Annotated in this window: 12 protein-coding genes and 1 pseudogene; 8 read left to right on the forward strand and 5 right to left on the reverse strand. The window is 71.8% G+C overall.

Going from position 1 to position 13,355, the window contains the following annotated elements:
* Window positions 1-121: 121 nt before the first annotated feature.
* Both ABZ321_RS12355 and ABZ321_RS12360 read right to left on the reverse strand, forming a co-directional pair.
* Window positions 122-583, reverse strand: a complete 462-nt coding sequence (locus ABZ321_RS12355; RefSeq protein ID WP_354890933.1) for an Rv3235 family protein — start codon at window positions 581-583, stop codon at window positions 122-124.
* Window positions 584-1,046: 463 nt separating this feature from the next.
* Entirely contained in the window at window positions 1,047-1,280 is a 234-nt protein-coding gene (locus ABZ321_RS12360) for a helix-turn-helix domain-containing protein (RefSeq protein WP_344501604.1), read from the reverse strand.
* Between the two features lie 115 nt (window positions 1,281-1,395).
* On the opposite strand from ABZ321_RS12360, the gene ABZ321_RS12365 reads away from it, so the two are divergent.
* Complete coding sequence (locus ABZ321_RS12365; protein ID WP_344501603.1) at window positions 1,396-1,902, forward strand: hypothetical protein; 507 nt, start codon at window positions 1,396-1,398, stop codon at window positions 1,900-1,902.
* A gap of 19 nt (window positions 1,903-1,921) precedes the next feature.
* Here the strand turns inward: ABZ321_RS12365 and ABZ321_RS12370 are convergent, their stop codons facing one another.
* Window positions 1,922-2,773 carry a hypothetical protein gene (locus ABZ321_RS12370; RefSeq protein ID WP_354890934.1) on the reverse strand — a complete coding sequence of 284 codons (852 nt, stop codon included), beginning with the start codon at window positions 2,771-2,773 and terminating at the stop codon, window positions 1,922-1,924.
* A 106-nt stretch (window positions 2,774-2,879) separates the two neighbouring features.
* Between ABZ321_RS12370 and pruA the strand changes: the two genes are divergently transcribed.
* Window positions 2,880-4,499 carry an L-glutamate gamma-semialdehyde dehydrogenase gene (pruA, locus tag ABZ321_RS12375; RefSeq protein ID WP_354890935.1) on the forward strand — a complete coding sequence of 540 codons (1,620 nt, stop codon included), beginning with the start codon at window positions 2,880-2,882 and terminating at the stop codon, window positions 4,497-4,499.
* Here pruA and ABZ321_RS12380 read toward each other — a convergent pair.
* Window positions 4,496-6,094, reverse strand: a complete 1,599-nt coding sequence (locus ABZ321_RS12380; protein ID WP_344501600.1) for a hypothetical protein — start codon at window positions 6,092-6,094, stop codon at window positions 4,496-4,498. The genes pruA and ABZ321_RS12380 overlap by 4 nt on opposite strands.
* A 26-nt stretch (window positions 6,095-6,120) precedes the next feature.
* Between ABZ321_RS12380 and ABZ321_RS12385 the strand changes: the two genes are divergently transcribed.
* The 6 genes from ABZ321_RS12385 (at window position 6,121) to ftsX (ending at window position 13,240) form a co-directional block, all read left to right on the forward strand.
* Window positions 6,121-6,942 carry a tryptophan 2,3-dioxygenase family protein gene (locus tag ABZ321_RS12385; RefSeq protein WP_344501599.1) on the forward strand — a complete coding sequence of 274 codons (822 nt, stop codon included), beginning with the start codon at window positions 6,121-6,123 and terminating at the stop codon, window positions 6,940-6,942.
* Window positions 6,943-7,072: 130 nt separating this feature from the next.
* Window positions 7,073-9,631 (forward strand): protein kinase, encoded by a 2,559-nt coding sequence (locus tag ABZ321_RS12390; RefSeq protein WP_354890936.1) that lies wholly within the window; start codon window positions 7,073-7,075, stop codon window positions 9,629-9,631.
* An 82-nt stretch (window positions 9,632-9,713) separates the two neighbouring features.
* Window positions 9,714-10,229 carry a PadR family transcriptional regulator gene (locus ABZ321_RS12395; protein WP_354890947.1) on the forward strand — a complete coding sequence of 172 codons (516 nt, stop codon included), beginning with the start codon at window positions 9,714-9,716 and terminating at the stop codon, window positions 10,227-10,229.
* A 43-nt stretch (window positions 10,230-10,272) separates the two neighbouring features.
* Window positions 10,273-11,388 (forward strand): peptide chain release factor 2, encoded by a 1,116-nt coding sequence (prfB, locus tag ABZ321_RS12400; protein ID WP_344501597.1) that lies wholly within the window; start codon window positions 10,273-10,275, stop codon window positions 11,386-11,388.
* Between the two features lie 228 nt (window positions 11,389-11,616).
* Window positions 11,617-12,297, forward strand: coding sequence for a cell division ATP-binding protein FtsE (ftsE, locus tag ABZ321_RS12405; protein WP_344501596.1), 681 nt, complete (start codon window positions 11,617-11,619; stop codon window positions 12,295-12,297).
* 67 nt (window positions 12,298-12,364) lie between these two features.
* Window positions 12,365-13,240: a permease-like cell division protein FtsX gene (gene ftsX / locus ABZ321_RS12410; RefSeq protein ID WP_344501595.1), complete on the forward strand. Its 876-nt coding sequence runs from the start codon at window positions 12,365-12,367 to the stop codon at window positions 13,238-13,240.
* Window positions 13,241-13,268: 28 nt separating this feature from the next.
* Here the strand turns inward: ftsX and ABZ321_RS12415 are convergent.
* Window positions 13,269-13,355, reverse strand: a pseudogene (locus tag ABZ321_RS12415) (bifunctional 1-(5-phosphoribosyl)-5-((5-phosphoribosylamino)methylideneamino)imidazole-4-carboxamide isomerase/phosphoribosylanthranilate isomerase PriA); the annotation flags it as partial.

The raw sequence follows: 13,355 nt of genomic DNA on the forward strand, positions 1-13,355 counted from the left end.
GGGCTCCCGCTGCCCTGTCGGGGCCCGTCCTGCCCCGTGCCGGGACGGGCGGTGTGGCGGGGGGATCAGGGCTTGGGCCGGTGCCGCCTGCCGCCCTCCCCCGGCGGGCGGCACCGGGGCTTCAGACGACCTGGACCAGGGTGCACAGCCAGGTGGGGTGGCCCGTGGTCCGGTGGGGCATGCGCTCCAGGCGGACGGCCATCGCCCAGGTGGCGGAGCCCTGCTCGAGGATGGCGACCAGCTCGGCGATGCCGGGCAGGGGTTCGGTGACGAGCATGCGCCTGACGCGGACGAGGTGGCCCTGGCGGGCGGCGTGCGACGGGGTCATGCGGACGCGGACGGTCCGGCGGATCAGCTGGTCGGTGATGGCGGTGCAGTGCTTCGGGTGGGTGACCTGGCGCAGGTGGGAGGCCGGGCGGTAGCCGTTGAGGATCTCGACGCACATGCCGACGAACCGCTGGGCGGACGGGTGCGGCGGTGACAGTGCGGGCGTCCCGGCCGAGGGTGGTGCCGGGGCCTGGCGGGCGGAGGCGGGGGCCGCCCTGGTGGGGAACGCCACCCAGTCACCCGGCAGGAAGTCCATGCCGCCGTGGGTTGTGAAGGCCGGCGGACCACGGCCTCCTCGCACGGCGGGTCGAGCGGCGGGGCGGGACGGGCCACGACGGCCGCATCACCGGCCACTGCCGCCGAGTGATCAGCGGCGCCACCGGCCAGAGCCGCCGGGCGGTCGGTCGCGCCGGCGGGGGAGCAGGCCGATGGGGTGGGCGCGTCGCTGGGCGGGCGGGCTGCGCGGCGGGACGGCGAGGTGGTGGCCGCGGTGCCGGGGCGGGACGCCGACGTGCGGGCGCGGCGTGGGCGAGTGGGCGTCGTGGTGGGCGCCATGACTTCCCCCGATCCTTGCGTTTGCCTACGTTTGCCTCCTCCTTTCTAAGACCGTACCGAACCCCGGTCAAGGCAAACGTAAGCAAACGCAAGATCAACTCGACCGCAGAGACATGATAAATCTGGACAATGGGTAAGCGTCGCTTTGCGCGGGTGGGCAGGGGCTACAGCGCGTCGTCGAAGCGGTCCGTGAGCGGGTTCGAACGCACCCATTCCGCCGTCTCCGCGTACTTGCGCTCGATGTATTCCTCCAGCTTGGAGCGCTCGATCCGCCACTGGCCCCGGCCGCCGACCTTGATCGCGGGCAGCTCGCCGCTGCGGACCATGTGGTAGACCTGCGACGTCGACACGTTCAACTGCTCGGCGACGTCGGCCATGAGCAGGAATCGCGGCTCCATGACCTCAGTTTGCCACCGTTAGGCCCCGACAGCCCCGGACGGCCCCCCACGAGCGCTGAAGGACACATGGGCGTTTCCGCACCGAAAACGGCGATGAGGGTGTAGTACAGGTGGCGTGACGAGTGACCTCACCCGTGTGTACCTGCCCGCGACCCTCGCCCAGCTGGCCGTCCTGCGGGAGAGCGGCGAGCTGCCCCCGCCGTCCGAGGCGCACGCCGTCACGCCCGCGCTGCGGGAGTGGTACGCGGAAGGCGACGAGGAGGAGCTGGAGTACGTCGCGTTCACCCGGGCGGCGCAGAGCGCGCTGCGGCTGCTGCGCCACGACCCCAAGGCGCCGCGGCGCAGGGTCGTGCTCTGCGTGGACCTGCCGGAGAAGGCGCTGAAGATGGCCGGGCTGGACCTCGGGTCGAGCCAGGTCGAGGTGTCGGGCAAGGTGCCGCTGCGGGCGGTCGCCGCCATCCACGTCGACGGCCGCGACGCCGAGCCGGAGGTGTCGGCCGCCGCGGAGGTGGTGGAGGAGGCCGCGGCCGGCGACCCCGACGCGCAGTTCACCGTCGACGGCGCCGAGGACCACGAGCTGGAGTGGTACGACCCGTCCGAGCTGGACCAGCTCATCCAGTAACAGCGAAGACAGCGAAGAGCTAGGCGCGCCGGATCGTCCGGCCGACCAGGATCATCGCCGTGAAGGCGCCCGCGAAGAGCACGATCATCCCGTGGTTGATCTGCTCCGGCAGCCGGCTGTAGATGATCTGCGCGTCGAAGGCGCTGTAGTCCTCGACGACGGCGGTCAGCGGCAGCCGCCCCAGCCAGCCCAGCAGCGTCGCGACCAGGGTGACGACCCCGGCCGTGGCGCCCGCCGCCGGGTACACGGGCCACGGCAGGGCGGCACCGGTGCGCCGCAGGGCGATGAACGCGACCACACCGGCCAGCACGCCGCTGAGGATCGACGTGGTCAGCTGCAGGCGGGACGCGGCCTCGGCCATCGTGCCGACGGTCTCCTGGTTGCCGAAGAGGTCGACGAGGTCGTTCTGGAAGTAGGCGACGACCAGCCCCAGCGCGGTGGCCGCCACGCCGCCGGCGATCCCGGCCGTGACCGCCTCCAGGAAGCGGAACGCGGCCGCCGCACCGCCGAGCGCGCCCGTCACGGCCACGACCGCCGCGACGTACGGCACGGCCGGCCCATGGTGGTACGCCAGCAGCATCCCGCCCGTCGCGAGCAGCCCCACGACCAGACCACCGGCGGCGCCCGCGAACAGCCGGCGCCACGGCAGCAGGCCGACGGCCAGCACCCCGGCCGCGCCACCGGCGAGGGCCGTGGCGAGCAGGATGCTCGGCAGCACCAGGGCGGCCAGGGTGGTGACGAGGAACTCACTCGCGGCGTTGGCGATGACGCTGTAGGTCGACCAGAGAGTCAGCGCGAGCAGCATGAGCGCGACGACGACCACCGTGTAGGGCCGGCGTTCCACCTGAGACGAGACGACCTTTGTTGCCACGAGCTAGCAGCGTACGCGGAAGCGACCCGAACGACGGTTCAGGGGACCGTGGGAAGATGAGAGGAAACCTCGCCGACGTTGCCGAGTAGAGATCTGGAGTCCCGTGATGGATGGCCTGTTCGCCGTGCCTGACCCGACCAACGAGCCGGTCCGCGGCTATGCGCCGGGGTCGGCGGAGCGCGAGAGCCTGCAGCGCCGCCTGGCCGACCTGGCGGGCGAGCGGTTCGAGCTGACGATGACGATCGACGGCAAGGAGCGCATGGCGTCGGGCGAGCCGATCGACGTCGTGCAGCCCCACAACCACCGGCACGTGCTCGGCGTCACCCACAACGCGACGACCGCCGACGCCACCGACGCCGTCGAGGCGGCGAAGCGGGCCGCGGCCGGCTGGCGCGACCTGCCGTTCAGCGAGCGGGCCGCGGTGTTCCTGCGCGCCGCCGACCTGCTCGCCGGCCCGTGGCGCGACACGCTCAACGCCGCGACCATGCTCGGGCAGAGCAAGACCGCGATCCAGGCCGAGATCGACGCGGCCTGCGAGCTGATCGACTTCCTGCGGTTCAACGTCCACTTCGCCCAGCAGATCCTCGCCGAGCAGCCGAAGTCGTCGCCCGGGGTGTGGAACAGGTTCGACCACCGGCCCCTGGAGGGGTTCGTCTACGCGATCACCCCGTTCAACTTCACCGCGATCGCCGGCAACCTGCCGTCCGCGCCCGCGCTCATGGGCAACACCGTCGTGTGGAAGCCGTCGCCGACGCAGCAGCTGGCGGCGCACCTGACGATGCGGCTGTTCGAGGCCGCCGGCCTGCCCGCCGGCGTGATCAACCTGGTGACCGGCGACGGGCTCGCCACGTCCGAGGTCGCCCTCGCCGACCGCGACCTGGCCGGCATCCACTTCACCGGCTCGACCGCCGTGTTCCGCACCCTCAACCGGACCGTCGCCGAGCGGGAGTACCGCTCCTACCCGCGGATCGTCGGCGAGACCGGCGGCAAGGACTTCGTGATCGCCCACCCGTCCGCCGACCCGGCCGCGCTGACGACGGCGCTGATCCGCGGCGCGTTCGAGTACCAGGGCCAGAAGTGCTCGGCGGCGTCCCGCGCGTATGTCCCGGCCAGCATCTGGGCGAAGATCAAGGACCAGCTCACCGGCACCGCCGACGAGCTGACCTACGGCGACGTCACCGACTTCAGCAACTTCGGCGGCGCCGTCATCGACCGGCGGGCGTTCGACCGGCACGCCCAGGCCCTCGACCGGATCAAGAACTCGCCGTCGTGCACCGTCGTCGCAGGCGGCACGACCGACGACAGCGAGGGCTTCTTCGTCCGGCCCACGGTCGTCGAGTCCACGGACCCCACGCACGAGGTCTTCACGACCGAGTACTTCGGCCCGATCCTCGGCGTGCACGTCTACCCCGACGCCGACTACGACGCCGTCGTCACGCAGGCCGAGTCGGTCGCGCCCTACGCGCTCACCGGCTCGATCTTCGCCACCGACCGGCAGGCCGTCGAGCGGGCGACGCACGCGCTGCGCTTCGCCGCCGGCAACTTCTACGTCAACGACAAGCCGACCGGCGCGGTCGTCGGGCAGCAGCCGTTCGGCGGCGGGCGCGCCTCCGGCACCAACGACAAGGCCGGATCGTGGCACAACCTGCTGCGCTGGACGTCGCCGCGGACGATCAAGGAGACGTTCGTGCCGCCGACCGACCACCGCTACCCGCACATGGGCTAGACCCGCGCTGGTGCGACCGCGACGATCTTGTCCAGGGTGAAGGCACGGTCGTCGCGGCGCAGCCGGCACCACGCGTCGATGGTGGAGCCGGACAGGTGCGCGTTGTCGATGACCCGCTCGGAGGCGCGGCCCTGCGCGTCGACGTAGCGGATCCACACCGGCGAGCCGTCCTCCACCGCGGTCGCGAGGAGCTGGGCCTGGTCGGCGCGCAGCTGCGGCGCCCGCTGCCGGATCAGCTCCAACGGATCGGGCGTCCGCTGCGTCGGCACGAGCAACCGCGCCGCCAGCTCGCCCGGGTCCACGGTGGCCCGCGCGGGTGGGCGGCGCGCGTGGTCGACCCGCGCGCGGTGCAGCCGGACCGGCCCCGGGCCGGCGTCGCGGGCCGGACGGTAGCCGGCGGCCCGCAGCGCCGCGAGGGTGTCCACGGGTGACAGCGCCGACCCGGCGACGGTCGGCGCGACCCGGCGCAGCTTCAGCGCCGCCAGCGTGCCGTCGGCGACCAGCGAGTCCAGCAGGTCGGTGTCCTCGCTGACGATCACGCTGCCGACCCCGCGCACGTGCAGGGTGTCCGCCGGCGGCCCCGCGGGCAGCAGCCGCGCCGCGACCTCCGCGACGCCCCGCCCGTCGGCGAGCGCCCGGCCGAGCGGGCTCAGCGCCCCGGCCGCGCACACGCCCAGCAGGGTGGCCTCGTCGACGATGCCGGCCACCACGGACCCGAGGTCGTCCAGGGCCCTCGTCTGCAGCGGCGCGGTCCACCGTACGAGCGGCGCCAACGACTCCACGTCGGCGACGGCCGTGTCCGGGGGCAGCTCGTGCAGCGCCCGCACGACGACCTGCCGCAGCGGCTCGCCCGACCACCACTGCGTCAGCAGCCTGGCGAGCCGGTCCGCGGCCGCCCGGTCGGCCCACTCGTCGTAGGCGAGCGTCGGCACGAAGCGCACCCCGTCGGGCCCCAGCAGCCGCGCCGCGACCGCGAGGTCCGCCAGCAGCGCCACCGTCGGCTCGTCGAGGCCGGTCGTGAACGCGAGCCGGCGCCGCTCTCGCACCGCGACCTCGCCGGAGCGCTGCCGGCTCAGTGGGCGCGCCGCCGCCGCGTCGAGGAGCACCGGAAGCCGCTCCAGCAGCAGTGTCGCCGCCTGTACCGCCGCGTCGCGCACCTCGGTCCGGTCGGCGGGCCGCAGCGACGGCGCCGGCGGCACCGGCTCGAACGCGTCATGCCCGGAAGGGGCGGGCAGCTGCGCCGTGGTGAACAGCGCGGTGTCGTCCTCCGACGGCCACACCAGCGCCCGCTGGAGCAGCACCTGCAGGGTCGCGTCGAGCGCCGGGTCGTCGGCGGCGACGCCGAGCCGGTCGGCGAGCTCCGGCAGCGGCACCGGATCCGGTCCGCCGCCCAGCGCCTCCAGCACCTGCACGGCCGGCAGTGGCAGCCGCGCCACCACCTCGTCGACGCCGGTCCGGGCGGTCAGCCGCGCGGCCAGCTGCACCAGGTCCTCCGGCGGCGGCGCCCCGAGCGCGTCGGGACGGCGGCGCAGCACCGCGCCCAGCTCGTCCGCCGCCAACCGACCCAGCCAGCCGACCAGTGCAACTCTCGTCACGACTGGTGACCTTATAGGTTTGGGAGGTGACCAACCCATCGCCCGGCAACGTCGCCGGCAACTGGCAGGACGCGCATTTCGGGGAGCAGGGCGGCCGCCTCACGTACGGTGACTACCTGCAACTGACAGGTCTGCTCGACGCGCAGGTCCCCGAGTCGGACCCCGCCGCGCACGACGAGCTCCTCTTCATCACCATCCACCAGGTGTACGAGCTGTGGTTCAAGCTCATCCTCCACGAGCTCACCGACGCCCGCGACCGCCTCCTCGCCGGCGAGACCTATCTGCCGAGGGTGCGCCTGGAGCGCTGCCTGTCGATCCAGCGGGTGCTGGTCGGGCAGGTGGACGTGATCGACACGATGACCCCGCAGGACTTCCTGCGCTTCCGCAACAAGCTGTCCCCGGCCTCGGGGTTCCAGTCGGCGCAGTTCCGGGAGATCGAGTTCCTCTCCGGGTTGAAGGATCCGACGTACCTGCAGCGCTTCCGCGGCCTGTCCGACGCCGAGCAGGCGCGGCTCAACCGGCGCCTGGAGGAGCCGAGCCTCTGGGAGGCGTTCCTCACCACCCTGGAGAAGGCGGGCTTCGCCGTCGCCACCAAGGAGGACCGGATCGCGTCGCTGCTCACGATCTCCCGCGACCGGGAGCACCACGGCCCGTTCTGGGACCTCGCCGAGACGATGGTCGCGCACGACCAGGCGTGGGGCATGTGGCGGGCGCGGCACGTCCTCATGGCCGAGCGGCAGATCGGCACCAAGGCCGGCACCGGCGGCAGCGCCGGCGGTGCCTACCTGCGCTCCCGGGTCGAGCTGCGCTTCTACCCGGAGCTGTGGGAGCTGCGCTCGCACCTGTAGCACCGGCGCTGGGGAGCTGCGCTCGCATATGTAGTCTGTCTACTCCTTTCTTTGTGCCAACCGGCCCACCCGGGCCGTCCAGCCGCATCGATGCGGGCCTACCGTCCTAGGTGATGGGGAGGGGTCCGCAATGAAGACGAAGACCATGCTCGGCGACCGGTACCGGCTGGAGACCGAGGTCGCCCGCGGCGCCATCGGCGCGGTCTGGCGGGCGTACGACGAGCAGACCGGCCAATGGGTCGCGGTCAAGATCATGCGCGCCGAGGCCGCCGAGGTGCCCGAGCTCGTCGACGGGTTCCTCGGCGAGGCCGAGCTGCTCGCCGGCCTCGACCACCCGTCCGTCATCCGGGTCCACAACCTGATCACCGGCAAGGGCCTGCTGGCCATCGCGATGGAGCTCGTGGGCGGGCCCGACCTGCGGCGCCGGCTGCGCGCCGACGGCCCGTTGCCGCCCGCCGCCGCGGCCGAGGTCGTCGCCCAGGTCGCCGACGCGCTCGCGTACGTCCACGCCGCCGGCATCGTCCACGGCGACGTCAAGCCCGGCAACCTGCTCGTCCCGCTCGACGGAGGCCCGGTGCGCCTCGCCGACTTCGGCGTCGCCCGCCGCCTCGACCAGCCCGCCGGGCCGACCCACGCCACGCCCGAGTACGTGGCGCCCGAGGTCGTCGCGGGCGGCCTGCCCAGCCCCGCCTCCGACGTCTACGCGCTCGGGGTCGTGCTCTTCGAGCTGATCTGCGGCCGGAGCCCGTACCGCGGCGGATCCCCCAACGACGTCCTGCGCCGCCACGCGGACTGCGTGCCCGTGCCGCCGCCCGGGATGCCGGCCGCGCTGTGGCCGATCATCGAGGGCTGCATGGAGCTCGACCCGCGCATGCGTCCGGCGGCCGCCTCGATCATGGGCCGGCTCAGGGTCGCCGAGGGTGCGCTGGACGGCTTCGAGCCGCTGCCGCGGCTGCCCGCCGAGGCGGTCACCTTCTGGGCCCGCTCCGCCGAGCAGACCGCGCCCGTGTCCGCCCCGGTCCGCCGGGTCGACTGGGTGCCGCTGCCGACCGCCCCGACCTCACCGGCCGCGGCCTCGGCGGCGCTCATGGTGGCCGTGCCGATCAAGGACCTGCCGACGGAGCCGAACGGGCTGCCGCTCTCCGAGCTGCCCACGCAGGCGCGCGGGGCGGGCGCGTTCGCCGCGGCGGTCCGCCAGGACGTCGCCGAGCTGCCCACCGTGCCGTCCCAGCTGCCGCCTGCTGAGGTGCCGGCTTCCCAGCTGCCGGCTTCCCAGCTGTCGGCTTCCCCGCCGGAGGAGCCGCCGGCGGACGCCGCCCCGCCGGCCTCGGAGCCGGAGCCTCAGACCGAGGTCATCGCGCTCGCCCCCGAGGCGGAACCGCCCACCGAGGTCATCGCGCCCGCTTCCGACGTGGAACCGCCCACCGAGGTCATCGCGCCCGCTTCCGACGTGGAACCACCCACTGAGGTCATCGCGCCCGTTTCCGAGGTGGAACCGCCCACCCAGGTCATCGCATCCGTTTCCGGCGCGGAGCCCCCGGCCGAGGTCGTCGCGTCCCCTTCCGATGCGGAACCGCCCACCGAGGTGATTGCGTCTGCTCCTGAGTCGGAACCGCCCACCGAGGTCGTCGTGTCCGCTGCTGAGGCGGAGGCCGTGGTGCTCGCCAAGCCGGCGCAGAGCGCTCCCGGCGGAGCCCTCGCGGCGCTGCAGCAGGCCCTCGCCGTGCCGGCCGAATCCGCCACGCCCGCGGAGGCCGCTGCCGACGTCGTCGCCGAGGATGCCGCGGTACAGGCTGAGACCGAACAGTCTGAAGACTCCGACGAACCGGTCGATACCGGGAATGCCGGACCCGAGCTGGTGACCGACGTCCCGCTCTGGGGCGGCGACACGCCCGGCGGGGATGAGCCCGCCGCGCCGCCGGCCGAGGAGGGCCCCAACCCGGACGCGTTCACCGTGGTGCTCACGCCCGCGGTTCCCCAGCAGCGGGAGGTCTCCGCCGAGGCGGCCGCCACCGCCGAGGGGGAGCGGTCCACCGACGTCGTCGTGCCCGCGGCCTGGCCCGTGCTGCCCGACCGGCCCACCGGCCCCATCCCCGGCCCCTCGCTTGTCAAGCCCGACGCGCCCGTGCACCCCTCGCCGATGGACCCGGTGGATCTCGAGGATGCCGCCGAGCCGCCGACCGACGTCCTGGCATCCGCCGCGGACGCGCCGCCGGCCGCCGCCGACCCCGACTCCGGCGCGCTGACCTGGCTGCGTGCCCCCGACGACGCGTCCGATGCCGCCGCGCCGCCCGCCGGCGAGCGCCGGTCCGACCGCCGGGTCCTCGCGGGCGTCGGCGGGGCGGTGCTGCTGCTCATCCTGCTCGGCGTCGGCGCCGTGCTCATGAGCGGCGCGTTCGACGGCGGCGGGCGGCAGCCCACGCGGGTGAACGGCACCACGCCCACGGTCGTCCCCAGCGACTCGCCCGCCCCCTCGGCGGCGACGTCCCCGGAGCCGTCCAGCGCGCCGCCGGTCGAGGAATCCACCGCACCGGGCGGCGAAGACAACGGGGGCGGTGGCGGGAAAACGCCCACGAAGCGTCCGACGGCGGTGCCGTCGCCGGGGCGGAGCCTGCCGGGCATCGGTGATCCGCTGCCGCCGTTCCCGACGATGCCGTCCTTTCCTTCGCCGCCGAAGTTTCCGTCCTAACTCGACAGTCGCGACGCGACAGTCGACAGTGGATTTGTCGAAATCCTGGACTGAGCCGGAGAAAGATGACAGCGTAGGGTTCATGGCGGAATCTGGAGTCAACGCGACGGCGGCGGCCCTGCTCGGTCTGCTGCACGAGGGGCCGATGACCGGTGGGCAGCTGATGGCCGCCGCCCAGCGACGCCTCGGCGCCTACTGGTCGATGACCCGCAGCCAGGTCTACCGCGAGCTCCCCGCGCTCGCCGCCGCTGGTTATGTCAGGCTCGGCAAGCCCGGCGCGCGTTCGAGCCAGCCTTATGCGATCACTCCCGCCGGCAAGCGGGCATTCACCCGCTGGCTGTCGGAGCCCGCCGGCCGGGAGGCGCTGCGCAATCCTGTCGCATTGCGTGTCGCCTTCGGCGTGCAGCAGACGGGCGCGCAACTGCAGCAGGTGTATGCGCACGCGGTGGAATACCACAATGCGGCGCTGACCGAGGCCCGGGAAATGGCCAAAGAGGCGAAGAAGTCCGGCGACGAGTTCTTCGCCGCGTCGCTGGACTTCGCGGTCGGCTATCACAAGGCCGCCCTCACGTGGCTCAAGAGCGCCCCGACCAAATAGCGCCCGCCCGTTAGCGCCCGCCGGTCCGGCGTAGTCTTTGAGGGTGACCGCTCTCGACCACGCCGAATCGCTCAAGCACCTTGATGGCACCCTGCGCAACATCGAGGCCGTCCTCGACCTCAACCGGCTCCGCAAGGAGAAGGCGGAGCTCGAAGAAGCGGCGGCCGTGCCCAACCTGTGGGACGACCAGGCGGCCGCGCAGAAGGTGACGTCCCGCCTGTCCTACGTGCAGGGCGAGATCGGCAAGCTGGAGCGGCTGCGGGCCAAGCTCGACGACGCCATCGTCCTCCTGGAGCTCTCCCAGGCCGAGGACGACGCGGGGTCGCTCGGCGAGGTCGCCGACGAGATCACGGCGCTGACCAAGTCGATCGAGGAGCTCGAGGTGCGCACCCTGCTCTCGGGTGAGTACGACGCCCGCGAGGCGCTCGTCACGATCCGCGCCGGCGCCGGTGGCGTCGACGCCGCGGACTTCGCCGACATGCTCCTGCGCATGTACCTGCGCTGGGCGGAGCGGCACGGCTACAACACCGACGTCTACGACACCTCGTATGCGGAGGAGGCCGGGATCAAGTCGGCCACGTTCGCGGTGAAGGCCCCGTATGCCTACGGGACGCTGTCGGTCGAGTCGGGCACGCACCGGCTCGTGCGGATCAGTCCGTTCGACAACCAGGGCCGCCGGCAGACGTCGTTCGCCGCGCTGGAGGTCGTGCCGGTCGTCGAGCAGACCGACGACGTGGAGATCCCCGACGACGAGCTGCGCGTCGACGTGTACCGCTCGAGCGGCCCCGGCGGCCAGGGCGTCAACACGACCGACTCCGCGGTGCGCCTCACCCACCTGCCGACCGGCATCGTCGTCTCGTGCCAGAACGAGCGGTCCCAGATCCAGAACAAGGCGACCGCCATGGGCGTGCTGAAGGCCAAGCTCCTCGCCGTGAAGCGGGCCGAGGAGACCGCGAAGATGAACGAGCTCCGCGGCGACGTCCAGGGCTCGTGGGGCGACCAGATGCGCTCGTACGTGCTGCACCCGTACCAGATGGTGAAGGACCTCAGGACGGAGCACGAGACCGGTAACCCCACCGCGGTCTTCGACGGCGACCTGGACGCCTTCATCGACGCGGGCATCCGGTGGCGCAAGCAGCGGGAGCTCAATCCGGCGTAACCCCCTTCGGGTGACCCCCGGGGGTGTGATCATCGCATTGGAGTGCGGCGATCACCTTCGGTAATTAGGCGATCAAGGCCGCAAGTGAGGTGTACGTCACACTTGCGGCTGGAATCCCGTGTCTCCCTGCGGTTGGGGTCAGCTCTTTGGGTTCGCATTTAGGGCAAACGGCACGCGACGCACTTCGCGTACTTGGCGTGGATGTCACACCGCGTAGACTCACGTCCCGTGATTCGGCTTGACCACGTGACGAAGACGTATCCGAAGGCGTCCCGCCCCTCACTCGACGATGTTTCCGTCAACATCGAGAAGGGCGAGTTCGTCTTCTTCATCGGACCTTCCGGCTCAGGCAAGTCCACGATCATCAAGCTGCTGCTGCATGAGGTCACGCCCAACAAGGGCAAGGTCGTCGTCAACGAGCGCGACGTGACCTCGATGCGCTCGTGGCGCATCCCGGCGTTCCGCCGGCAGATCGGCTGCGTGTTCCAGGACTTCCGTCTCCTGCCCAACCGCACCGCCTACGAGAACGTCGCCTTCGCGCTCGAGGTCATCGGCAAGTCGAAGGGCGTCGCCCGCCGCGTCGTCCCCGAGGTGCTGGAGCTCGTCGGCCTCGGCGGCAAGGAGCACCGTTACCCCCATGAGCTGTCCGGTGGTGAGCAGCAGCGCGTCGCCGTGGCGCGCGCGTTCGTCAACCGGCCGCTGATCCTGCTCGCCGACGAGCCGACCGGAAACCTGGACCCGGACACGTCGATCGAGATCATGCGTCTGCTCGACCGGATCAACCGGACCGGGACCACGGTGGTCATGGTCACCCACGACTCCAACATCGTGAACCAGATGCGCCGCCGGGTCGTCGAGATCGAGAGCGGCCGGATCGTGCGGGACCAGTCGCGCGGTGTGTACGGCTGACGATCGCCAGATCTCGTCGTAGCCACCCCTTGACGTTGCCGGGTCCGCTGGGAAGGAACCCCACCCGATGCGCATGAAGTACATCCTGTCCGAGGTCCTGACCGGACTTTGGCGAAACGTCACCATGACCATCGCGATGATCATCACGATGACGGTGTCGCTGACCATGCTGGGCGCGAGCCTGCTGCTGTTCTTCCAGGTCAACAAGATGGAGGACTTCTTCTACCAGCGGGTAGAGGTGTCCATCTTCCTGAAGAACGACGTCACCGACGATCAGCGGACCAGCCTGAAGAGCGCGTTGGAGAGCAACGCGCTCGTCAAGCAGGTGACGCACGAGAGCAAGTCGGAGGCGTACGCACGCTTCAAGACGCAGTTCCGTGACGCGCCCGACCTGGTGAACGCCACCAAGGAGGACTCGCTCCCGGAGTCGTACCGCGTCAAGCTCAAGGACCCGAAGACGGTCAAGCAGCTCCAGGAGGAGTTCATCTCCCAGCCTGGCGTCAGCGACATCGTCGACCAGCAGGAGCTGCTGAAGAAGGTCTTCGAGCTGCTCGGCGCGTTGCAGACACTCGCCTTGACCGTCGCCATCATCCAGGGCGCCGCGGCGTTGCTCCTGGTGGCCAACACCATCCAGGTGGCCGCCTACAGCAAACGCCGTGAGGTCGCGGTCATGAAGCTCGTCGGCGCGTCCAACTGGTTCATCCAGCTGCCCTTCGTCCTGGAGGCGGTCTTCGCTGGCCTGATCGGCGCCTTGCTGGCCTTCGGCGGCCTGGTGGCCGCGAAGTTCTTCTTCATCGACGGGTCGCTCAAGGCCCTGGCCAACGTCCTGCTGCCGATCGACTGGAGCAGCATCTGGGTGATGCTGCCGGTCCTCGCCGGCGCCGGCGGCCTGGTCAGCGCGGTCACCGCCTGGATCACGCTGCGGTTCTACGTGCGGGTCTGACCCGCGGGCTGTTTCCACGAGGGGTGGGCTCGACGCCGGCGGGTTCGAGGGCGGCGAGCTGGCGCAGGTCGTCGAGCTTGGAGACGCCGCCGCTGGCGATGACCGGCTTCTTGGT

Source organism: Dactylosporangium sp. NPDC006015 (assembly GCF_040614215.1).
Classification (GTDB): domain Bacteria; phylum Actinomycetota; class Actinomycetes; order Mycobacteriales; family Micromonosporaceae; genus Dactylosporangium; species Dactylosporangium maewongense.